This is a genomic window from Bordetella sp. 02P26C-1, from assembly GCF_009763255.1.
In the GTDB taxonomy this organism is placed as follows: Bacteria; Pseudomonadota; Gammaproteobacteria; order Burkholderiales; family Burkholderiaceae_B; genus Bordetella_A.
The window spans coordinates 1-22818 of record NZ_WSJB01000005.1 but is presented as its reverse complement, the minus strand read 5'-3'; the positions used below and the strand labels follow the sequence as shown (position 1 = coordinate 22818).

The window sequence follows — 22818 nt, the reverse complement described above, 5'->3', positions numbered from 1 at the left end:
GAGCATTGCCGCGCCGTCAAGCTCTCTGTGATGCGTACACACACACGGCTTTGACAGCCCCGTCCTAAGCCCGCCGGGCGTAGCCAGCGAGCTTAGATCAGCCTCATATCAGAACGGCAGTTTGGCTTCGGGTGCCAGACGCAGCAGTTGTTGACGGAAATCTTCCTTGATGCGCGTCAAGGCTTCTTGCGTATCGGCTTCGAATCGCAAGACAACAACCGGCGTCGTATTTGACGGACGGGCCAGACCGAATCCATCGGGATACTCGGCGCGTACGCCGTCGATAGTCACCACGCGCAAGGCACCGTCGAACTTGCCTTCGGCTTGCAGGGCTTGGATCAATGCGAACGGTTGGCCTTCCTCCATCTCGATCTTGAGCTCGGGCGTGGATTCCGCCTGCGGCAGGCTTTCAAGGGGCTCGGAAGGATTGGCGTGGCGGGATATGATTTCCAGCAGGCGCGCACCGGTATAGAGGCCATCGTCAAAGCCATACCAACGCTCTTTGAAGAAGATATGGCCGCTCATCTCGCCCGCCAACGGCGCACCGGTTTCGGCGAGCTTGGCTTTGACCAGCGAATGGCCGGTCTGCCACATCAGCGGATTTCCGCCAGCGGCCTCGACGGCCAGACCCACATGGCGGCTGCACTTGACGTCATAGATGATGGTCTCGCCGGGGCAGCGTTCCAGCACGTCGCGCGCGAACAAGATCAGCTGACGATCGGGCCAGATGATCTGGCCGGACTTGGTCACCACACCGAGGCGGTCGCCGTCGCCGTCGAAGGCCAGGCCGATTTCACAATCGGTGGTGGCGAGGCAGTGAATCAGGTCTTCGAGGTTGTGGGGGTCCGCGGGATCGGGGTGGTGGTTGGGGAAGCGGCCGTCGACTTCGCAGAACAGCTCGGTAACCTCGCAGCCCATCGCGCGGAACAAACGGGGCGCCACGGCACCGGCCACGCCGTTGCCGCAATCGATAGCGATCTTCATGGGGCGCGCGAGTTTGACGTCGCCGATGATGCGCTGGATGTATTCCTCGATCAGGTCCAGCTCGCGACGCGTGCCCGGTTGCTCGGCCGCTGCGGGCGGGGTGACACGCGCGGCGTTCATCGCGTCGCGCAGGGCCAGGACATCGGGGCCATACAGGGCGCGCCCGCCCATCATCATCTTGAAACCGTTGTATTGCGGGGGGTTATGGCTGCCGGTGATAGCGATGCCAGAACCCGTTTTTTGCGTGTAGGCCGCGTAGTACACCAGGGGCGTGGGCACTTGGCCGATGTCCAGGGTGTCGATGCCGCCTTCCAGAATGCCGGCTTGCAGTGCCTCGGATAGCTCGGCGCTGCTCAGCCGTCCGTCCCGGCCCACGACCAGCGTGGAGACATTCTGGGCGCGCGCTTGCGCCGCGAGAGCGCGCCCGAGCGCGCGGGCAAAGTCCGGGTTCAGGGCGTCCGGTACGATGCCTCGAATGTCATAGGCCTTGAATACCGAATCGGGATAGCGTGCGACGTCGTTCAATTTGGCTCCTGGAGGTAGATAGCGAAAGCAGTACGCCTACCGTGACGGAACTGCTCGCACGGCGCGTGAATGGAGTGATTATCGTTGATTCCCGCCGCCTGCGGCGAGCCATGTGTGACGGGCAGCATCCGAGGTTACGGCGTCCTACAATAGCGGTTATCTTCCATGTCGCTGGGCGAGTGGCGCCGAGCGCTTTGACTGCGGTAATGTCTATGAGCTTATTGAACGCACTGGAATCGTTGCTGGGCCCGGAACATGTGCTGACCGGTGACGATGCCGAACCTTATCTGCACGACTGGCGCCGTCGTTATCGTGGTGCCGCGCTGGCGGTCATCCGGCCGGCTAGCGCCGAGCAGGTCGCGCAGGCCGTGCGGCTCTGCGCCGAGCACGGCGCGCCCGTGGTGCCTCAAGGCGGCAATACCGGTTTGTGCGGCGGGGCGACGCCGGATCAAAGCGGTCAGGCAGTACTGCTGTCCACGGCCCGATTGAATAAGATTCGTGCGATCGATACCGATAACGATACGATTACCGTCGAGGCGGGTTGCATTCTGCAAACGGTCCAGCAGGCCGCGGCCGATGCGGGCCGCCTGTTCCCCTTGAGCCTGGCGGCTGAGGGCAGCTGCACCATCGGCGGCAATCTGGCGACCAATGCAGGCGGCACCCAGGTGCTGCGTTATGGCAACGCCCGTGAGTTGGCGCTGGGGCTCGAAGTCGTGACCCCGCAGGGCGAGCTCTGGAACGGTCTGCGCGGTCTGCGCAAGGACAATACCGGCTACGATCTGCGCGACCTGTACATCGGTAGCGAAGGCACCCTGGGCATCATCACCGCGGCAACGCTCAAGCTCTATCCCAAGCCCGTGGCCTCGTGCACGGCGCTCTTGGCGTTGGATACGATCGATGCGGCCGTAGAACTGCTGTCACGTGCGCGCGCTGGGTTTGGCGCTTCGCTCACAGGCTTCGAGCTGATGGCGGGCGACTGTTTGCAAACCGTCGTGCAGCTCTTTCCACAACAGCGCTTGCCGTTCGAAGGCGATTCCGCGGCGTCGCCGTGGTTCGCGTTGCTGGAGCTTTCCGATAGCGAAAGCGAGGCGCATGCGCGCGAACGTTTCGAGAGTGTGCTGGGCGAGGCGATCGAGGCAGGCATCGTCACCGATGCCGCCATCGCGGCCAATGTCGCGCAAAGCCGCGCCCTGTGGCATTTGCGTGAAAGCATTCCGCTGGCCGAGGCCGAGCAAGGCAAGGGCGTCAAACACGACGTATCCATTCCGATCTCGCGCATCGCGCATTTCGTGCGCACGACCAATGCGCTGCTGCAAGCGCGGTTCCCCAATGTGCGCAATGTTGTGTTCGGCCATCTGGGCGATGGGAATCTGCACTATAACGTGGCGCGCGCGCCCGGACAGACCGAAGCCGACTTGCTTGCGCTGCAGCAGGACATCTATGACATCGTCCATCGTAGCGTGATGGAGCACGATGGCTCGATCAGCGCCGAGCATGGTGTCGGTCAGCTCAAGCGCGACGAACTCCCGCACTACAAGAGTGCACTGGAGCTGGAGTTGATGAAACGCATCAAGCGCGCGCTCGACCCGGTCGGGTTGATGAACCCGGGCAAGGTCCTGCAGGCTTGATGGCGATAGGCCGGCGGCAGAAGCCGCCGGCCCGAAGGCCCCGCAGCGCTGCGGGGCCGGAAGCGCAACGGCGAATTAACGGGCGGGCAGCACCGTGCCGGACGACTCGCCGAAAGCGATGCGGGGATAGCCCGGCTTGTGGCATTGCGCGCGGATGATGATTTGATCGCCATCCTGCAAGAACGTGCGCTGTTCGCCCCATGGCAGGGTGATCGGCGATTTGCCGCCCTGGGTCAGTTCGAGTAGCGAGCCTAACTCGCCCGGATTCGCGCCCGACAGCGTGCCCGTACCGATCAAGTCCCCTGGCTGCAGATTGCAGCCATTGACCGTGTGATGCGCGATCAACTGCGCCACATTCCAGTACGCGTCGCGGAAATTGCTGGTCGATAAATGCGCGGGCGCTTGCTGTGCGGCGCGCGAGGCTTCGGTGGTGATCAGCACTTCCATCTGTACGTCGTACGCGCCTTGGGCGCGATTGGTTTCGGACGACAGATAGGGCAACGGTTGAGGCTCTCCTTCGCCACGGATAAAGGGAATGCGGAACGGTTCCAGGGCCTCGAACGTCACCACCCAAGGCGAGATCGTCGAGGCGAAATTCTTGGCGAGGAAGGGGCCCAGCGGCTGATACTCCCACGCCTGAATGTCGCGCGCGGACCAGTCATTCAGAATGCACATGCCAAACACATGTTCATCGGCCTGATCCAAGGTTACGCGGTCGCCTTGCGCGTTACCCGTTCCCACAAAGATGCCTAGCTCCAGCTCATAATCCAGACGCTGGCACGGACCGAATTGCGGCACGCCGCCTTCGGCTGCCGGGCGCGTCTGGCCGAGCGGACGCGGGAACGCTTGATTGACGCCCACGCTGGAGGCGCGCCCGTGATAACCAATCGGCACCCATTTGTAATTCGGCAGAAGGGGATTGTCTGGGCGGAACTGTTTACCCACATTGGTTGCGTGATGCACCGAGATATAGAAATCGGTGTAGTCGCCGATGCGCGCCGGCGTGGTGAATTCGGCCTCGGCCTGCGCCACCAGCAGCGGCTCGATGGTCGCTTGCAGCGCCGAGCCGGTGCGTAATGCCCGTGACAGCGCCAATCGCAGCGCGCTCCAATGCGAACGACCCAGCGCCATCAAGGCATTGAGGCTATCGCCCTGGCAGGCTGCGAGCGCTTGGGCGGCCTGTCCTTCGAACACGCCGGCTTTTGCCAACGCTGCCAGATCCACGATGCGGTCGCCGATCGCCACACCTGGACGAAAGGCCTCTTGCGAGCCGCGCCGGCGGAACACGGCATACGGCAGATTCTGCACCGGGAATCCCGTGGCGTCATTGTTGGCACCGGCGACCCAGCTGGTCAGGGTGGCGTCGTGAGTTTCGTTCAGAGTCGTCATGGTTCGCGGTTCAGTTGGGCTTGGCCGGGTTGAAATGCTTTTGCAGGCCTTGCCAGCATTGGTAGTAGTCTTTCTGCAGTTGCTCGCTCGCCAGCGCTTGCGCGGTGGGACGGATCACGCGGCGTGTCTCGAACATGAACGCCATCGTATCCCGGATGTAGTGCGCTTGCGAGGTGTCTGCGGCGCTTGCCTTGGCGAACGTATCGGCGTCTGGGCCATGGCCGCTCATGCTGTTATGCAAGCTCGCGCCGCCAGGGGCAAAGCCCTCTGCCTTGGCGTCATACACGCCGTGAATCAGACCCATGAACTCGCTGGCCACATTACGGTGATACCAGGGAGGACGGAAAGTGTGTTCCATCGCCAGGATACGTGGCGGGAATATCGCGAAGTCCATATTGGCCGTGCCCGGGGTGTCGGAGGGCGCGGTCAACACCGTGAAAATCGACGGGTCGGGATGGTCGAAGCTGATGGAACCGATCGTGTTGAAGCGGCGCAGGTCGTACTTATAAGGCGCATGCGTGCCATGCCAGGCGACGACGTCCAACGGCGAGTGGTCGATCGACGCACGCCAGAAGCCACCGGTGAATTTCGCGATCAGTTCGAAGTCGCCCTCGACGTCCTCGTACCACGCTACAGGTGTTTGGAAATCCCGTGCATTGGCCAGACAGTTCGAGCCAATCGGTCCGAGCTCCGGCAGCCGTAGCGCGGCGCCGAAGTTTTCCAGCATATAGCCGCGCGCTTGCCCATCGGGCAGTTCGACGCGGAATCGCACGCCGCGCGGGATGACGGTAATTTCCTGCGGTTCGATTTCGATGATGCCGAGTTCGGTCGCCAGGCGCAGGCGCCCTTGCTGCGGCACGATCAACATTTCGCCATCGGCGTTATAGAAAAAACGGCCTTGCATGCTGCGGTTGGCCACATAGAGATGGATGCCGACACCGCTATGCTCGTCCGGTGCGCCGTTGCCGCCCCAGGTTTGCATCCCTTCGATGAAATCGGTGGGTGCTTCGGGAATGGGCAATGGGCTCCAGCGCAGCTGATTCGGGGTGACGGGGCCAGCGCCAAAATGACTGAGCCAACGCGCCGCGCCCTCGAACGGTTCGAACGGCAAGTGCTGCACGCCAGGACGGATGCGATAGAGCCATGAACGACGGTTCTCGGCCCGCGGCGCGGTGAAAGCCGTGCCCGACAATTGCTCCGCGTAAAGACCATAGGCGCAACGTTGCGGGGAATTCTGTCCGACGGGTAACGCGCCGGGCAGCGCCTCGCTGGCCCAGTCGTTGCCAAAGCCGGTTTGATATTGCAAAGACATAAGCTCGTCTCCTGTCGCGCCGAGAGTAGGCCGACGGCCCGTGCGCGCTGTACAGCAGCCATTTTCGACAAAAATCCACCCCTCGGCTATAGGAATAGGAAAATATCGACTATAAGTTTGGTGAATACCCGAACCGGATACAGGCCGACGCGTTATGGCGGAATTACGCAATATTGATTTGAATCTGCTTGTGGTCTTTCAGCATTTGCTGCAAGAGCGCAATATCTCTGCCGTGGCCAGGCGCCTGGACCTGTCGCAGCCCGCGGTGAGCAATGCGCTGCGGCGCTTACGCAGCGCGCTGGGCGATGAACTCTTCGTGCGTACGGCGCAAGGCATGCAACCCACGCCGCATGCGGAACGTCTGGGTGGCCCCGTGGGCGAGGCCTTGGCGCTGTTGTCCCATACCCTGGATGCCACGCATGACTTTCGGCCAGAGGAGAGCCGCCGGCGATTTCGGATCGCTATGACTGACGTAGGGGAAATTCATTTCATGCCACGTCTGGTCAAGGCTTGCAGCCGGCAGGCGCCCGGGGTGCGCATTGATTCACTGCGGCTCGCAGGCACCGATTTGCGGCGGGAGATGGACGCCGGGCACGTGGATCTGGCGATCGGCGCGTTCGACGACTTGGGCAGCGGGTTTATGCAACGCATGTTGTTTCGCCAGGGCTATGCCACGCTCTTTCGTCGCGGTCATCCGACGGCCCACGAGGGGATGAACGTCAAAGCCTTTCGCGCCGAGCGGCATCTCGTGGTGTCGCGCGCCGCGCCTCATGGGCAGGTGAATCAATCCCTGGAACGCGCAGGCGTGAAACTGGACGAGCATTTCAGCGTGCCGCATTTCTCGGCAGTGCCTTATATCGTCAGTACCACGGATCTGTTGGCGACGGTGCCGCGCAAATTGGCGGACACGGTGGCCGCGCAATTCCATTTAGGTCTGTTCGCGCCACCGATACGGATACCGGCCCTGCAGACGAATCTTTACTGGCATCGACGCTTCCATCGCGATAGCGGTAATCAGTGGCTGCGCGCGCTCATGGTCGATACGTTTGTCGAGGAGAACTGAAGCGGAATTTGTTTATCAGCTCTTCGGTTATTTCTACGGCAGGATCGCGCGCCTTGCGCGCGCTAGCGCGTCGTGAATGATCTCCATGTCACCAATGTGATTCGCTAGTAGCAACACCAGCGCGGCATTCATCTCGGCGCTTTGTTCATCACTGAGGCCCTGATGCGTTTCGATCAGCGTCTGATAGAACGCATCCGGCGATGCAAGATTCGGCTCTATGTTCAATGGCATAGCGGTCCTCTTTAGGCTTGGCCGAGTGCGCGTCGCAGCGCGCGGACGATGCGCTGCGAATCCGGTTCGCGTCCACGCGCGGCGATATGCTGATCGGGGCGTATCAGATACCAGGTGCCGGGGTGCGCGTCGTAGCGTTGCGCGAGACAGCCTTCATGGTCATGCACCGAGGTAAAGTCTGTCGCCGAGGAAGCGGCGACCGTTGCCGTGGCAACGAGTACTAGTTGAAGCGGCATGGGACTGTTTTGCGCGATCTCCCGCAACGCGTCGAGTGTGGACACGGGTAGAGCCTCGTCATGAAACAGCGCCAGCACGAAGCGCCCATCCAGCATCGATAACCACCAGGCGTCGTGATGCCGCGCGTCACGCACCGGCGCATCCGACGCTGGCGCTCCCGGCACCATGCGTCCGGCATATGATTCGTGTTCGCTATCCGGCGTATTCAGTGGCGAATCCGCATACACGCTTGGCAGGGATAAGCGCCCGCTATTGACCAGGCCGCGCGCAAAGGGGTGCTCTCGCGCCAGGCGCAGCGTGGCATTACGAAAATGCCGGCTCACCGCGCATTTAGGCGTAATAAAGTCGGTCGACCGCGTGGAGTTCAGCAGGTTTTCGTCGGCGGCGGCTTCGCGTTCCGAGGCATAGGTGTCCATGAGCGTATCGGGCGCAATGCCCTCGAGCACGGCGGCCAGCTTCCACGCCAGATTATCGGCATCTTGCACGCCGCTATTGGCGCCCCGCGCGCCGAACGGCGATACGCGATGCGCGGCATCCCCCGCGAACACCACGCGCTGATGCCGGAACGTGTCCATGCGTTCGCAGGCAAAGGTATAGACGCTTGCCCATTGCAACTCGAACGGGGTGTCCGCGCCTAGCAGTGCGCGAATACGCGGCAACACATTGGCGGGCTTTACCGCCTCGGCGGGATCCGCATTCCATCCCAGCTGAAAATCGATACGCCAAACGTTATCCGGCTGTCGGTGCAACAACACCGATTGATTCGGATGAAACGGCGGATCAAACCAAAACCAGCGTTCAGATGGAAAGCTTGCCGTCATCTTGACGTCGGCAATCAGGAACCGGTCTTTGAACACCCGGCCATGGGCTTCCTGGCCTAGCATCTTGCGGATGGGCGAGCGCGCCCCGTCGCAGGCGATCAGCCATTGTGCGCGCAGGCTATAGGTGCCATCCGGCGTGTCCACCCGTAGCGTCGCGCCATCTGGCTGCGGGCTGACATCAATGACCTTATTTTTCCAGCGCAGATCGATCAGCGGGTGTTGCGCTGCGGCTTCATACAGAAAACCTTCGGCGTAGTACTGCTGCAGATTCACAAAGGCTGGTCGGCGATGGCCGGGCTCGGGCAATAGATCGAATCGCCACACTTCCTCATCGCGGAAAAAGATTTTGCCGACGTTCCACGATACCCCCTTGCTGGTCATGCGTTCGCCCAGGCCCAGGCGGTCCCAAATTTCCAGCGTGCGCTTGGCGAAACAGATCGCTCGCGACCCCGTGGATAGCTTGTGATCGTCGTCGAGCAACACGACGCGCACGCCTCGCTGCGCCAGATCCAGTGCGGCGGTCAGGCCGACGGGGCCCGCGCCAACGACAACGACAGGATGGGTCGCGGGCGTGGCGCATTGTTGGTCCGCATGCGGACGATAGGCGAATTCCAGCGCCTGATAGTCGGTCTCGGTCACGCTAGTCTCCTGTGACGAGCGCCATGCTCGCCACAGGCCGTCGCCGGTCTCTCTGACGGAAACCGTACGCGGCCTTTAACGGGTCGAATTCAGAGTCGGGGCAGGGCGCTCAGCCCTCGAGCTGTTTCCACATCTCGATGTCACGTTTGTCGGTCCAGATTCGCGGGTCATCGTAGCCTGTCGCCTCATCATAGGCGCGCGACACGTCGAACGGCATGCAATGATCGAAAATCACCCAGTCGCTATAACGCGGCTGCATGAAGTCATAGACCTCCCGGTAAATCGTCTTCAGGTCCTTGCCCTCGGCGACACCGCGATTGACGGCGCCATAGAGGTCCGTCAAAAACGCCCGGGTGCCCGCCAGGCCTTGCCTGACTTCGGTGGCGCTCTTTAGCGCCGGGCCACGGCCGGGCACCATTTTCTCTGCTTCGAAGCGCGCCAACGCGTCCAAGGTCGTGGGCCAGTCGCGGAAATAGGCGTCGCCGCAATAGGGTGTGGATTGATATTCCACCAGGTCGCCCGCGAATAGGATTTTTTGCTCGGGCAGCCACGCAATGGTATCGCCCTTGGTATGGCCGCGACCGACTTGCAGCAGGTGCACCTCCAGGTTGCCGAGGTTCACCGTCATGGCGCCCTGGAACGTCATGGTTGGCCATACCAGCCCGGGCGGGATGGATTCGACATTGCGGAACAGGCGCGGGAAACGTCCGATTTCGCTGGCCTTGTCCTGCTCGCCGCGCTCGGCGATCAGATCATAGGTATCGCGGCTGGCGAGGATTTCTTGCGCGTTGTAGGCCGAGGCGCCAAATACCCGTACGGCATGGTAATGGGACAGCAAAATATATTTGATCGGCTTGTCGGTGACTTCGCGGATGCGGCGGATGACATCTTGCGCCATTACCGGAGTCGCCTGTGTGTCGATCACCATGACGGCGTCGTCGCCGATGATCACGCCGGTATTGGGATCGCCCTCGGCCGTATAGGCATAAGCGTTATCCGACAGCTTTTCAAAGGACACGACCTTGTCGCTCAGGTCGCCTTGCGAGGCGAATTGCTTGCTCATTTTGTCTCCGGACTTGTATTGGACGTCGGGCGTTCGCCCTGAAGCCCCCAATATAGACTCTGATTTGTTTTTGTGCAATACGTTCGTTATTAACGAATACCAGATGCACGCTGAGCGCGGGTAGGGCGTCCACTTCCTGGTGCGAGCGGCGATGATCCAGCGTTAATGAAGAGAGCGGTTATCGCACAGGCGCTCTGCAGTGCAGCCAGCGAACTATTGATCGGATATCAACGACGCTGGCAGCGCGGGCAGTAATACGTCGCGCGTTGGCCTTGCACCAGGCGCTTGATCGGCGTGCCGCAAACCCGGCAAGGTTGACCATGCCGTTCATACACCTTCGCGTGAATCTCGAAATAGCTGCCGGGCTGCCCGGTCGCGCCCACATAGTCGCGCAGCGTACTGCCACCCGAAGCCAAGGCGTCCGCCAAGGTGGCACGAATACTGTCGGCCAGCCGAGTGCAGCGCGCAAGCGAAACCCTCCCCGCAGGCGTGCGCGGGTCAATGCCCGCGCGAAACAAGCTTTCCGAAGCGTAAATATTGCCCACGCCGACCACGGCGTCACCCGCCAGCAACGCCTGCTTGACCGCGACGTTGCGGCCTCGAAATTGCTGATGCAGCCAGTGACCATCGAACCGGGGATCGAATGGCTCTATGCCCAGCTTGGCCAACAGAGGATGCGCGATGATGGGACCATCGCTGGCCGGATGCCATAGCACGGCGCCGAACCGGCGCGGGTCATGCAGCCTCAGGGCGGCGTGCTCGAACACCCAATCGACATGGTCATGCTTGCGAGGCGCCTCGTCCACAGGCACACTGCGCAGCGAGCCTGACATACCAAGATGCACAATCTGCGTGCCATGCTCGAAGCGCAACAGCAGGTATTTACCGCGGCGCGCGCATTCCAGCACGGTGCGGTTAGTGAGCAGCTCAGGCAGTTCGGCCGGAATGGGCCAGCGCATGCGGGACTCGCGCACCACCAGATGGCGCAGGGTCCTGCCAGTGATCACGGTATCGATACCGCGACGTGTAGTTTCAACTTCAGGGAGTTCCGGCATTAGCCAGTGTAAGATGGGCAAACGTGTACAGATGATTGTGCCATTAACCGGGCGGGTCGTGTGAAGTCGTCATTGAAATCAGTTTCTTTTCTCACTGCGGTGCTCGCGTTGACAGTCGTGGGGATGCAGCCGTTGGCGCTATCTGCGGCGGAAGTCGTTCCCGGCGACGCGACCGGACCGCGCATCGTCAAACAGCCGCGCGCACCCGAGACGCAGGTGATACGGCTGCGTGCCGGGCAACTGCCCTATGTGACCCTGACGGGCGATATTTTCTTTCGGCTGATGGCCTCCGAGATTGCCGCCCAGCGCGGGATGTACGACACGGCGGCCTCCACTTTGTTGAGCTTGTCCCAGGAAACCGGCGACCCCCGGCTAGCGCGCCGCGCGCTGGAATTCCAGCTGGCCGGCGGCGACTTGCGCGGAGCGCTGGAGGCTGCCCGCATGTGGTCGCGTCAGTCGCCTAGCGATGTCGAAGCCAGTTCCACCGAGCTGGCTCTGGCCGCCGCCAATGGTGAAACCGCCGGTTTGTCCGCTGCCCTGCGCAGCAGGATAGAGGCGGCCCCCAACAAGCCCGCTGCGATTGCCCAAGCCATGGGCGTGCTTAGCCGTCTGAACGATCGTCGCCTGGCGTTGCGGATTCTCGAAGAGTCCTTCAGCCCTGCCGTGCGCAAGCTGCCGGAAGCCCATATGGCGCTCGCCGATGTGGCGGCAGCCGCGGGCGACGACGCGCGTGCCGTCGCCGAAGCACGCCTGGCCTTGCGTGCCGATCCGAAGTCCGAGGCGGCCGCGCAGCGCGTGTTGGAATACGGCGCTCGCGTCGATGCGGATCGCGCTCAGAAAGACGCGCGGGCTTATCTGGCGAAGTATCCCGATGCCCGCAAACTCCAGCTGGCGTTAGCCGGCATGCTTGCGGACAAGGGCGACTACGATGGCGCGTTAAAAGAACTGCGGGCGATGTCGCGACGCGCGCCCGAGGATTTCGATCTGCTGTTCTTGCAGGCTCAGCTCGCCTACAAGGCCGATCGCAAGGACGAATCGCGCCGTCTGCTGCAGGAATATCTGGACGTCCAGAACCAGCGGCAGGAGTCTATCGCCGCGGGCGCCAGCGATGCGGGCGCGGCCGAGGCGGATGCCCGCATTCTGCTCGCGCGCATTGCCGAGGATGAAGGGCAACTCGACGAGGCCATCTCTCAACTCGCGCAGATCGACGATGCGTCGCTGCGTTATTCCTCGCAGATGCGCCAGGCCGTGCTGCGCGCAAAGCAAGGCCGTTTGCAGGAAGCGCTAGCGATGGTCGATAGCGCACAGCCCAATGACGAGGACGACCAGATTCAAGGCGTGCTCACCAAGGCGCAACTCTTGCGCGATGCGGATCGCCTGGACGAAGCGGTCAAGCTGCTCGAAGCGGCCAATCAAGCGCAGCCCGACACCGTCGAGATCAAGTACGAGCTTGCCATGCTGTACGAGCGGCAAGACCGCTATAAAGAACTGGAAAAGCTGCTGCGCGAGGTCATCGCGTTGGATCCCGATCATGCGCATGCCTTGAATGCACTGGGCTACACCATGGCGGACCGGAATGATCGTCTGCCAGAAGCGCTCGATCTGATCACTCAGGCGATGGAACTGCTGCCGAACAATCCGTTCATTCTGGATAGCATAGGCTGGGCGAAGTACCGCATGGGCGATATCCCGGCGGCCGCCGACTACCTGGGTCGCGCGTATGCGCTTTTGCCCGAACCCGATATCGCCGCGCATCTGGCCGAAGTGTTGTGGAAACAAGGACAACGCGAGCGCGCACGCGAACTGCTGCAGACGGGCTTTAAGAAAGACCCCAAGAATCGCACCTTGCTCGATACCGCTAAGCGTTTAGGCATCGCGCTGGGAGGCGATAAATGAGGGCAGTGTCCAAACTGTGGCGCGTGTGGCTGGCCACCGGCGTATGCGCGTTGACGGCGGCTTGCTCGAGCGTGCCTAAAGCGCCCGGGATGGCTGGCGATCAGACCTTTACGCGGCATGGCCGTTTTGCCATTACCGTCAACGAGACGACCGGCGAACAGCAGGCCGTGCAAGGCGGCTTCGATTGGCAAGACGATGGGCAACGGTATCGGCTGGATCTGATCAGCCCGTTGGGTTCCATTCAAGGGCGCGTCGAGGGCAGTCCTGGCATGGCGACCTTGACCAAGGCCGATGGTTCCGTGCTACAGGCCGATGGCCCGGACGCGCTGGCCGAAGAAGCCTTGGGTGGACCGGTGCCCGTGTCGTATCTGCGTGACTGGATGCGTGGACGCGTGTCCAATACGGCCACGCAGATCACGCGTGACGAAGCGGGGCGTCCCGCTTCGTTCGAACAAGACGATTGGCAGGCGCGGTTGTCGCGTTATGACGCGCAAGGGCCTGGGTTATTGGTATTGCAACGAGCGGAGCCGGGGCGCCGAATCACGGTGCGTTTAGCGGTCGATCAGTGATGATGTTGTATGACGTGCCGGCGCCGGCCAAGCTGAATCTTTTTCTGCATGTGGTCGGACGCCGTGAAGATGGATATCACCTGCTGCAGACGGCATTTCGCTTTATCGACCTCTGCGATACGCTGCATTTTGAATTGCGCCATGACGGACGCATCGAGCGCCTGACCGATTTGCCCGGCGTACCCGCCGAGCAAGACTTGGTGGTGCGTGCCGCGCGATCCTTGCAGCGCGCCACGGGCACCTCGTTGGGCGCCAATATCTCGCTGGAAAAACGCATTCCGCAGGGCGGAGGGCTGGGCGGCGGATCGAGCGATGCGGCTTCGACGTTGATCGCCTTGAATCGTCTGTGGAACACCGGCCTGTCGCGTCAGGATCTGATGGCCCTGGCATTGCCCTTGGGCGCGGATGTGCCCGTGTTCGTGTTTGGTCAGTCCGCCTTCGCCGAAGGTGTGGGCGAAAAATTGACCGCGCTGGGCTTGCCTGCGGCCAGCTATCTGGTGGCGCAACCGGACAGCAGTGTGCCCACCGCAAATATTTTCTCGGATCCTGACTTGACAAGGGATTCTTCTTTAGTCACAATAGCGGACTTTCTTGCTTCACAAAGTTTTGGTGCCGGTTACACCGAGCAGTCAGCACCAAGGTTTTTTGGCAGAAACGACTTGGAGCCGGTAGTTTATCGGCGCTACCCAGAGGTTTCTCAGGCGGCGCAGTGGCTAACGGCACGTGGTTGCCACGTGCGTATGTCCGGGTCTGGTGCGTGTCTTTTCGCCCAGTTCGCGACAACAGAACAAGCCGTTTTGAAAGAGCAAGAAATTCACGCTACAATGCGCGTCGCTAGTGAATTTGCTAGCGAAACGCAGAAAGGGTTTCGGTTGATTAGGGTATGTCCCGGATTAGTTGAACACCCGTTGCGGAACTGGATTGCAAGATAGTTGGGGAGTCGCCAAGCTGGTTAAGGCACCGGATTTTGATTCCGGCATGCGAAGGTTCGAATCCTTCCTCCCCAGCCAAAAATTCATAAAAAAGCTGTTGAACGCGCCTGTCAGACACTGGCCTCGGTTCAGCAGCTTTTTTTTATTTGCCGCATTTTTCGGCACGTCTGTACGCAAAGTAGTACACGTTTTCGCGTCCTAACCGACCATCGCAGCAGCTTCCATCATGGCAAACGACAGCTTCATGATCTTCACCGGCACGGCCAACACCCGTCTGGCCGTTGACGTAGTAAACCATCTTGATATGTCTCTCGGCAAAATGACCGTAGGCCGATTCTCCGATGGCGAGGTGATGGTCGAAATCAACGAGAACGTGCGCGGCAAGGATGTGTTCGTGCTGCAGCCGACCTGTGCACCGACCAACGACAACCTGATGGAAATCATGGTGATGGTCGATGCGTTGCGCCGTGCGTCGGCCGGCCGTATCACCGCCGCCATCCCGTATTTCGGTTACGCCCGCCAGGACCGCCGTCCGCGTTCGGCGCGCGTGGCGATCTCGGCCAAGGTGGTGGCCAATATGCTGCAGGTCGCAGGCGTCGATCGCGTTCTGACGATGGACCTGCACGCTGACCAGATCCAAGGTTTCTTCGATATTCCGGTCGATAACATCTACGCCGGTCCGATTTTGCTGGGCGATATCTGGCGCCGCAATTTCTCGAACCTGGTCGTGGTGTCTCCGGACATCGGCGGCGTGGTGCGTGCCCGTGCGCTGGCCAAACAGCTCGAAGCCGACCTGGCGATCATCGACAAGCGTCGTCCGCGCGCCAACGTCTCTGAAGTGATGAACATCATCGGTGAAGTCGACGGCCGTACCTGCATCATCATGGACGACATGGTCGACACCGCCGGCACGCTGTGCAAGGCCGCCCAGGCGCTGAAGGACCGTGGCGCCGGTGCGGTGTACGCCTATTGCACGCACCCCGTGTTGTCCGGCGGCGCCATCGATCGCATCGAGGCGTCCGAGCTGGACGAGCTGGTGGTGACCGACACCATTCCGCTGTCCGAACAGGGCCAAGCCAGCAAGAAGATCCGCCAGTTGTCCTGCGCGGCCTTGCTGGGCGAGACGATCCTGCGGATTTCCAACGCGGAATCGGTCAGCTCGCTGTTTACTGACTGATTTCTCAGTCCGAATCTGAATCCCCCCGTCTGCTGGTCGCGGCAGGCGGGCGATAACACGGTACGCATGTCGCGCACCGTGTAATTAACCGGTAGTTTCACGACTGCCTGATTGTCTGGAGTTATCCATGAAATTCAATGCCACTGCGCGTAGCGTCCAGGGTTCGAGTGCGAGCCGCCGCCTGCGCCGCGCGGGCCGCGTTCCCGCCATTGTTTATGGTGGTACGGCTGCCCCGCTGAACATCGAACTCGATCACAACGAAATCTTCCACGCCCTGCGCAAGGAAGAATTCCACGCTTCGATTCTGCAAATGGAATTGAACGGCAAGCAAGAACCCGTTCTGCTGCGTTCGGTTCAATGGCACGCCTACAAGCCGCAAGTCCTGCACGTTGACTTCCAGCGCGTGGACGCCAGCCAAGCGCTGACGACCAAGGTGCCCCTGCACTTCATCAACGGTGAGCAATCGCCCGCCGTGAAGCTGAGCGGTGCCATCATCAGCCAGATTCAAACCGAGCTGGAAATCACCTGCTTGCCGTCCGCTCTGCCGCAATTCATCGAAGTCGACCTGAGCAACCTGATCGGCGGTGCTTCGATTCACCTGGCCGACATCAAGCTGCCCAAGGGTGTGACCTACGTTGCACACGGTGGCGAGGCCAACCCCTTGCTGGCTACGGCCGTGACCAAGGGTGGCGCTGCTGACGCCGCTGAAGGCGACGCTGCAGCCGAAGCCTAAATTCGCGCCTCCGACGACAGTCGGATCGTGTCTAAACCCTGCGTGTGCGCGAGCATTCGCGGGGTTTTGTTTTTTGCGAGCGGCGGTGACGGCCCCGTTCCCCTATAGAATCCCACCATGTCTAACGCCATCCGTCTCATCGTGGGGCTCGGTAATCCGGGTCCCGACTACGAAAACACGCGCCACAATGCCGGCTTCTGGCTGGCTGACCATCTGGCCGATGATCTGCGCGCCAATTTCAATCTGGAAAAAAGCTTCTTTGGCTTTGTGGCCAAGGCGCGGCACAGCGGCGAGAACGTGCTGCTGGTCAAGCCGATTACCTATATGAACCGCTCGGGGCAGTCGGTGGGTGCGTTGGCGCGGTTCTACAAGTTGCTGCCTGAAGAGGTGCTCGTGTTGCACGACGAGCTCGACCTCTTGCCTGGTCAAGTTAAGTTGAAGCAGGGTGGCGGGCATGCGGGCCATAACGGTTTAAAAGATATTCAGGCGGCTCTGGGTAGCCCGAATTTCTGGCGGCTGCGCATGGGCATCGGGCATCCGCGCACATTGGGGCTGGCGCAACAGGTTGCGGATTTTGTGCTGCATCCGCCGCGCCGTGAGGAACAGACGCAGATCGATGAGGTCATCCGGCGTTGCCGCGTCGTGGTGCCTTTTATGCTGGACGGCGATTTCGAGCGCGCGACACGCGAGCTGCATAGCGGCAATATGGCCTGAGTACGATGCAGTCCTCTACCAGCAAGCCGACGTTTAAGCAGGAGTTCGCGGATTTCTGGCGCTTCATCAAGCGCCCCGATCTGCGACGCCTGCCGGGCCGACGCGCGGCCAGTGGGCTGGGCAGCGATTGGTGGCCTGGCGTGCCGCTGCGTCGTGTGCTGGCTTGGGCGGCGGTTCTGTGGCTGCTCAACTTTGTTTTGCTCGGCCCGTTGGCGGTGTTGGCTGCCACCTCGGGTGGCGCTTCGCATCGGATGGACCCCGCGATGTTGCCGTGGTTTACCGCGGTAGTGTGGGCGCCGTTTGTCGAGGAAATGCTGTTTCGCTATGGGCTGCGGCGACCGCGTCAGGCCTTGTGGCTGTGCCCGGCAATGCTGCCACCCTTGTTATGGGGCGCGCAGGGGTGGACTTTTGCCTGGTTGGCGGTGGTGCTGGCCTTGGCGTGTCTGCCATTGCGCGCGGGGCGTCTGAAACGCTCCGGCTGGCGCATGGACTGGCGGCGCTATTATCACTGGAAATTCCCGCTGGTATTTCATCTGTCGGCGATCACGTTTGCCGCTGTCCACTTACATAACTTCCGCCTCGCCGACACCGCGTATTGGATGCTGCCCCTGCTAGTGCTGCCGCAGTGGTCCGCGGGATTGGTGGTCGGCTGGATGCGCGTACGCCGTGGCATAGGCGCCGCGATTCTGCTGCACGGGTTTTTCAACGCCGGGCCCTTGCTAATCATCTCGCTGGTCTTAAGTCAGAACGCATAACTGCGGTGCGCATGGGAGAGCACCCAAACGCTCCCGGATCTGTCGCTATAATCGGTAGTAACAATCAATATCATTTATGTTTGAGTGGCGGTCCCTCGCCGTTTTTCCTCTGCACAAGGAGTACTACCGCTGTGAAATCCTGGATTCTGCTGGCCGGCTCGATCATGGCCTCGTTCTCGTCGCATGCCTTTGAATTGCGCCATGGGGAAGGAGCCTTGACGGATCCTGCCACGCCACGACTGGAGCTGCCTGCCACGCCGAAGAAGATAGTGACCTTCGATCTCGGCGTGCTCGACACCTTGCACACGCTGGCTATTCCCGTGATCGGTGTACCGAAATCCGCGTATGAAGGCGATCTGGCCGATTTCAACAAGACGACTGTCGTCGGCACCTTGTTCGAGCCGGATTATGACGTGCTCAAACAATTGCAGCCTGAGTTGATCTTCGCTGGCGGCCGCAGCGCCAAAGCCATCCCCGAGCTGGAAAAGATCGCACCGACTGTCAGCTACACGGCCGATCCGCGCGCTTTTCTAGATTCCGTTCGCGCGAGCGCTAAGGCGATCGGTACGGCGTTTGGCAAAGAGGCGCAAGCGCAGGCCGCGCTGGCCAAGCTCGATGGCACGGTGGAAAAACTGCACGCCGCCAACAAAGGCAAGAGTGGCTTGTTCCTGTTTACGATCAACGGCAACGTGATGACGCATGCACCCGGCGATCGTTTTGGCTATGCCTATGAATTGTCCGGTTTGAATTCGGTGCTGCCGCCGTCCGATCCGAATGCGCCGGCTCAGCCGCGTCCGGAACCGGGCTCGGAAGCCGCCAAGGCCGCTGCTGCCAAGCGTGCCGAAACGCTGGCCACTGCGTTAAAGGCTGATCCGGACTGGCTGATTGTGCTGGATCGCGGCGCCATTAACGGGGGCAAGAAGACCGCCGCCGAGACGCTGGCCAAGCATCCCGAGATCAGCCAAAGCCGTGCCTTCAAGGAAGGCCGTGTGTATTATGCCGATCCGAACGGCTGGTATGTGGTGACGACCGGGTTGGCGAATCTGCAAACCATCACGGACGATATGCTCAAGGCCATGAAGTAAGCGCATCTCGCGCGTGTGTCGGTGCCCCGGCATGAAAGGGCACCTAAAAAAACAGCGGACCGAGTGTCCGCTGTTTTTATTTAGAACGTGTAGACCAGCCCCAGGCTGATCACCGGGTACCAGCGTGCCTCGTTTGCCTTGTCACGAACCGCGCGTTCGTGATCGTCGATTTGTTCTTGGACTTTTGGAAAACGGGTAACGTCGATGGCGGTCCGTGGTTCCGCGCTGACCCGGGCGCTTCCTTGATACAGGACACCGAGGTCGGCGGCAAAACTAAAACCTTTCTCTGTCACCTTGTGGTATCCGATCCCGAGATAAGGGGCGAAGGGTGCGTATTTCACTCGCGTATTGAGATCCACATACGTCTCACCGTGAACGCGCCTCCCATGGTTGACCTTGGTCGAATATGTAATATCCATGGGACCGGCCGAGCGTATCTGATTGTCATTCCGATACAGACCGGCCGTGATATGAAAGCCGTTGTTCATCGGGTAGTAATCAAACAGAAGGCCGAGGGACCGCAGCTTGACATCGGCATCGTATTTCACTTTGTCGATGGTAAACGATGTATTGAAGCTAAATTGATTCCACGCGCCCCGCACGCTGAAATCATGGTCGCTGCGATAGCCTAGCTGACCGCTTAAACCCAATGTACTGACTTGGGGGGATACGAACCATGTCGACGCAGAGGTCGACAACGGAGACAGCGCGAGCGCCGTCAACGTTGCACAGCACCAACGCACACCACTCCTTGCGGTTTTCATCTGGACTATCCACAATTAGGTTAGAGCCAGTTAAGTGAAATTACTCGCCGGTAAGTTCCACAAAATTTCTCATTTTGTGAAATATATTTCTAGGTCAGGTGCTGGCGTCTACTGAGCCAGTCGACGCCAGCGCGATGCGCATGTGTTCTTGAAATCCGTGTCTCGGGTCGAAAAACTCTGCGCCCCTTCTCGCCATTTGCTCCTATGACCCGGCTACAGACGAACCCAGTCGAACTTGTCTCTCCGACTACCCTGGCCCCGGATGCGGCAAATCCCTGTCTGAGCTGCGGGGCCTGCTGCGCACATTTCCGCGTGTCTTTTTACTGTGGCGAAGTCGCCGGTGAAAATGGAGGAATCGTCCCATTCGAGCTGGTGCGGCCTATCAGTCCACTACGCGTCTGCATGGCTGGCACCGAAACGGGCGGCGGGCGATGCGTCGCGCTGCGCGGCGAATTGGGTCGTCCCGGCATTCACTGCGATATCTATAGCGTCAGGCCCACGCCTTGTCGGGAATTCGAAGTGTGGCAGCCAGACGGATCCGTCAACCCCGATTGCCAGCGCCTGCGCGCCAATATCGGCTTGCCACCTATTGCTCCGCGTCCCGACGCTGAAAATGACCCGAATGGGCCCGCCACGCCTGTGCAGCCTGCCGCGGCATAGAACTTGCCACTTACGCTCGACCCTGTTGTTGTCGCTATGGCGCCGTCGCGGGTAAAGTCGAAGCCTCCCCCATAATGGAATGGTTGGATGACTCCGGCGCCCGTGGCCGGGTGACGCATCGGCCCAGGCGGGTCCAGGCAAAGGAAGAGTGGTCATGACGCGTACAAAGAAGCTACTAATCGGTCTGGGCGCTGCAATCGTTGTGCTTGTGGCTGCGGTGGTCATTGCCGTTGCACTGTTCGATTGGAACTCCCTCAAGCCGACTATCAATGAAAAGGTGTCCAAGGCAATTGGCCGGCCCTTCGCCATCAATGGCGATCTGACTGTACAGTGGCGTCGCCCCGCCGATACGCCAGGGTGGCGCGGTTGGGTGCCATGGCCTTACGTCACAGCCAATGATGTCACGGTGGCCAATACCGACTGGGGCCAGCCGCCGCGGATGGCATCGTTAAAGCGCGCGGAATTCACGCTTTCTCCGCTGGCGCTCTTGAAGCGTTATGTCGTTATCCGACAAATCCAGCTCACGGGGGCGGATGTGCACCTGGAGCGGCTCAAGGACGGTCGCACGAACTGGGAATTCGCCTTTGATGAGGGCGACGGCGAGCCCTCGCCATGGCTGGTCGATATAGATCAAATCGGTTTCGATCAGGGGAACGTGTCCTATCGCGACGAGATTCTATCCGCAGATCTGCGCGTACAGATCGATCCTTTGGGCAAACCGATACCCTATGCAGCGATCGCGGGCGACCAACGCGCCGAAGGCAAAGGTGCGGCATCCGTCGCGAATGACGGCGCGCAGGTGCAAGAAGACTATGCCTTTGGGCTGAAAGTTGAGGGCAGCTATAAAAAACAAGCTGTAAAAGGCGAAGGGAAAATTGGCGGCGTGCTGGCGCTGCGCGACGCCACGCGCCCTTTCCCGGTGCAGGCCGATGTGTCCATTGGTCCGACGCGTATTGCTGGCACCGGCACATTGACCGACCCCGCCAGTTTGGGCGCCCTGGACCTGCGCCTGGAGCTATCGGGCAAGAGCATGTCGGACCTGTATCCGCTGATCGGCGTGACCTTGCCGGATACGCCTGCCTATGCGACCGATGGCCACTTGGTGGCGCTCTTGCAAGAGCCCGACGGCGCGGTGTATCACTATCGAGGGTTCAACGGCCGCGTGGGCCGCAGTGACCTGCATGGCGACTTGACCTATCGCGATAGCGAACCCCGGCCCAAACTCAGCGGCGAATTGACGTCGCGTCAGCTGCGCATGGTTGATCTCGGACCGCTGATCGGTGTCGACACTGACGATAAAAAGAATGCCGGAAAAAAGGACGAAGGCAAGAAAGGCCGGCAAGACAAAGTCCTGCCGACGCACGAATTCCGCACCAATCGCTGGCGCGATATGGACGCCAATGTCGCGCTGAAAGCCGAGCGCATTATCTACGACGAGAAATTGCCTATCACCAAAATGAATGTGCATTTCGTGCTCGAAAATGGCCATCTGACACTGGACCCATTGCGCTTCGGTTTCGCCGGCGGCACGATCGACGCCAACATCAAGCTCAATGGGGCGAAGACTCCGATGGACGGCCAGGCGAAAGTCGCCATACGGGGCTTGCGCCTGAAGCAACTGTTTCCCGATGTCGAAGCCATGCAACGCGCCTTGGGGCAGCTAAACGGCGATATCGCCTTGACTGGCACGGGCAACTCAGTCGCGGCCTTGCTGGGTACGGGTAATGGCGACACGCGATTGATCGTCAATGATGGCGTGATCAGTCGCGGCTTGATGGAAATTGCCGGCCTGAATGTGGGTAGCTACGTCGTCACTAAGCTGTTTGGCGACGAAGAGGTCAAAATCAATTGCGCGGCCGCCGATCTGCAAATGAAGCAGGGCGTCATGACGCCCCGGGTGTTTATCTTCGACACCGAGAATGCGATCGTGCAGGTACACGGCGACGTGAACTTCAAGAACGAAACGCTGGATCTGGATATCGATCCGGAGAGCAAAGGCATCCGGATCTTTTCGCTGCGTTCGCCGTTGTACGTCAAGGGCACGTTCGCGGACCCGGATGCAGGGGTGCAAGTGCTGCCACTGGCCGCACGTGGCGCGGGAGCCGTCGCGCTTGGTGTCCTGCTCACCCCAGTAGCCAGCCTGTTGGCGCTCGTCGCCCCTAGCTCAGGCGAAGACGACGCCAAGTGTGGCACTTTGATGAAACAGATGCGTGAGCCCGAAAAGAAACCGTCTGGAAAAGGGGAGCCTGCCAGGAAATAGGGGGCCGGCGACTGCGATTTGTGCAAATTTTCAGAACCTCGTATAATTCTTCCTCTCGATTGCTGGCGAGTATTTAAGCGCCTGGCGATACGGGCTGTTAGCTCAGTTGGTAGAGCAGCGGACTCTTAATCCGTAGGTCGAGTGTTCGAGCCACTCACAGCCCACCAGAATATCGAAAAAACACCGCGATTCGTCGCGGTGTTTTTTTTGCGCCGGCCTTTGGTTCTAGGCTCTACCCCATAAACGGGGGATGACCGTTCATCAGACCCGGTTAATCACACCGTTCCAACCGCACTGAGCCAAGACTCTCATGCGGTAATTCTCAA

General features: G+C 60.6%; 19 protein-coding genes, 2 tRNA genes and 1 pseudogene. 14 read left to right on the top strand and 8 right to left on the bottom strand.

Annotated features, from left to right (window positions below; genetic code table 11):
* Window positions 1-108 precede the first annotated feature (108 nt).
* On the bottom strand, window positions 109-1509 hold the full coding sequence (locus GOQ28_RS03410; protein WP_160355430.1) for a phosphomannomutase/phosphoglucomutase: 1401 nt from the start codon (window positions 1507-1509) through the stop codon (window positions 109-111).
* A 212-nt stretch (window positions 1510-1721) separates the two neighbouring features.
* Here GOQ28_RS03410 and GOQ28_RS03405 point away from each other — a divergent pair, with 212 nt between their 5' ends.
* On the top strand, window positions 1722-3137 hold the full coding sequence (locus tag GOQ28_RS03405) for an FAD-binding oxidoreductase (protein WP_160348684.1): 1416 nt from the start codon (window positions 1722-1724) through the stop codon (window positions 3135-3137).
* Window positions 3138-3212: 75 nt separating this feature from the next.
* On the opposite strand, the gene fahA is transcribed toward GOQ28_RS03405, so the two are convergent.
* Complete coding sequence (fahA, locus tag GOQ28_RS03400; RefSeq protein WP_160355429.1) at window positions 3213-4526, bottom strand: fumarylacetoacetase; 1314 nt, start codon at window positions 4524-4526, stop codon at window positions 3213-3215.
* Window positions 4527-4536: 10 nt separating this feature from the next.
* Entirely contained in the window at window positions 4537-5838 is a 1302-nt protein-coding gene (gene hmgA / locus GOQ28_RS03395) for a homogentisate 1,2-dioxygenase (RefSeq protein WP_160355428.1), read from the bottom strand.
* Between the two features lie 154 nt (window positions 5839-5992).
* On the opposite strand from hmgA, the gene GOQ28_RS03390 reads away from it, so the two are divergent.
* Complete coding sequence (locus GOQ28_RS03390; protein ID WP_160355427.1) at window positions 5993-6901, top strand: LysR family transcriptional regulator; 909 nt, start codon at window positions 5993-5995, stop codon at window positions 6899-6901.
* A 33-nt stretch (window positions 6902-6934) separates the two neighbouring features.
* Here GOQ28_RS03390 and GOQ28_RS03385 read toward each other — a convergent pair whose 3' ends face one another.
* The 4 genes from GOQ28_RS03385 to mutM all read right to left on the bottom strand — a co-directional run bounded on the left by GOQ28_RS03385 (window position 6935) and on the right by mutM (window position 10947).
* Complete coding sequence (locus GOQ28_RS03385) at window positions 6935-7132, bottom strand: DUF2783 domain-containing protein (RefSeq protein WP_160348680.1); 198 nt, start codon at window positions 7130-7132, stop codon at window positions 6935-6937.
* Between the two features lie 11 nt (window positions 7133-7143).
* Entirely contained in the window at window positions 7144-8829 is a 1686-nt protein-coding gene (locus tag GOQ28_RS03380) for an FAD-dependent oxidoreductase (protein WP_160355426.1), read from the bottom strand.
* Window positions 8830-8938: 109 nt separating this feature from the next.
* The gene (locus tag GOQ28_RS03375) at window positions 8939-9892 is read right to left on the bottom strand and encodes an MBL fold metallo-hydrolase (RefSeq protein ID WP_160355425.1); all 954 of its coding nucleotides are present in this window, start codon (window positions 9890-9892) and stop codon (window positions 8939-8941) included.
* Between the two features lie 227 nt (window positions 9893-10119).
* Entirely contained in the window at window positions 10120-10947 is an 828-nt protein-coding gene (gene mutM / locus GOQ28_RS03370; RefSeq protein WP_160355424.1) for a bifunctional DNA-formamidopyrimidine glycosylase/DNA-(apurinic or apyrimidinic site) lyase, read from the bottom strand.
* Between mutM and GOQ28_RS03365 the strand changes: the two are divergent.
* The 9 genes and pseudogenes from GOQ28_RS03365 to GOQ28_RS03325 all read left to right on the top strand — a co-directional run bounded on the left by GOQ28_RS03365 (window position 10946) and on the right by GOQ28_RS03325 (window position 18808).
* A pseudogene (locus tag GOQ28_RS03365) lies at window positions 10946-12843 on the top strand (tetratricopeptide repeat protein). The gene mutM and the pseudogene GOQ28_RS03365 overlap by 2 nt on opposite strands.
* Window positions 12840-13412, top strand: coding sequence for a lipoprotein insertase outer membrane protein LolB (gene lolB, locus GOQ28_RS03360; protein ID WP_160355423.1), 573 nt, complete (start codon window positions 12840-12842; stop codon window positions 13410-13412). The pseudogene GOQ28_RS03365 and the gene lolB overlap by 4 nt, the downstream one beginning before the upstream one ends.
* Window positions 13412-14344, top strand: coding sequence for a 4-(cytidine 5'-diphospho)-2-C-methyl-D-erythritol kinase (gene ispE, locus GOQ28_RS03355; RefSeq protein WP_160355422.1), 933 nt, complete (start codon window positions 13412-13414; stop codon window positions 14342-14344). Before lolB ends, ispE begins: the two co-directional genes overlap by 1 nt.
* Before the next feature lies 1 nt (window position 14345).
* Window positions 14346-14422, top strand: a tRNA-Gln gene (locus GOQ28_RS03350).
* Between the two features lie 148 nt (window positions 14423-14570).
* Window positions 14571-15521, top strand: a complete 951-nt coding sequence (locus GOQ28_RS03345; RefSeq protein WP_160348674.1) for a ribose-phosphate pyrophosphokinase — start codon at window positions 14571-14573, stop codon at window positions 15519-15521.
* Window positions 15522-15648: 127 nt separating this feature from the next.
* Window positions 15649-16254: a 50S ribosomal protein L25/general stress protein Ctc gene (locus GOQ28_RS03340; protein WP_160348673.1), complete on the top strand. Its 606-nt coding sequence runs from the start codon at window positions 15649-15651 to the stop codon at window positions 16252-16254.
* A 117-nt stretch (window positions 16255-16371) separates the two neighbouring features.
* Complete coding sequence (gene pth, locus GOQ28_RS03335; RefSeq protein ID WP_160355421.1) at window positions 16372-16968, top strand: aminoacyl-tRNA hydrolase; 597 nt, start codon at window positions 16372-16374, stop codon at window positions 16966-16968.
* Between the two features lie 5 nt (window positions 16969-16973).
* Window positions 16974-17723, top strand: a complete 750-nt coding sequence (locus GOQ28_RS03330; protein WP_160355420.1) for a CPBP family glutamic-type intramembrane protease — start codon at window positions 16974-16976, stop codon at window positions 17721-17723.
* Between the two features lie 131 nt (window positions 17724-17854).
* Window positions 17855-18808, top strand: coding sequence for an ABC transporter substrate-binding protein (locus GOQ28_RS03325; RefSeq protein WP_336603730.1), 954 nt, complete (start codon window positions 17855-17857; stop codon window positions 18806-18808).
* Window positions 18809-18888: 80 nt separating this feature from the next.
* Here the strand turns inward: GOQ28_RS03325 and GOQ28_RS03320 are convergent, their stop codons facing one another.
* On the bottom strand, window positions 18889-19572 hold the full coding sequence (locus GOQ28_RS03320; RefSeq protein WP_160348670.1) for a hypothetical protein: 684 nt from the start codon (window positions 19570-19572) through the stop codon (window positions 18889-18891).
* 204 nt (window positions 19573-19776) lie between these two features.
* Here GOQ28_RS03320 and GOQ28_RS03315 point away from each other — a divergent pair, with 204 nt between their 5' ends.
* The 3 genes from GOQ28_RS03315 (at window position 19777) to GOQ28_RS03305 (ending at window position 22659) form a co-directional block, all read left to right on the top strand.
* Window positions 19777-20232: a YkgJ family cysteine cluster protein gene (locus tag GOQ28_RS03315; RefSeq protein WP_160355419.1), complete on the top strand. Its 456-nt coding sequence runs from the start codon at window positions 19777-19779 to the stop codon at window positions 20230-20232.
* Between the two features lie 154 nt (window positions 20233-20386).
* Window positions 20387-22492 (top strand): AsmA family protein, encoded by a 2106-nt coding sequence (locus GOQ28_RS03310; protein ID WP_160355418.1) that lies wholly within the window; start codon window positions 20387-20389, stop codon window positions 22490-22492.
* A gap of 91 nt (window positions 22493-22583) precedes the next feature.
* Window positions 22584-22659, top strand: a tRNA-Lys gene (locus tag GOQ28_RS03305).
* The last annotated feature ends 159 nt before the right edge of the window (window positions 22660-22818 follow it).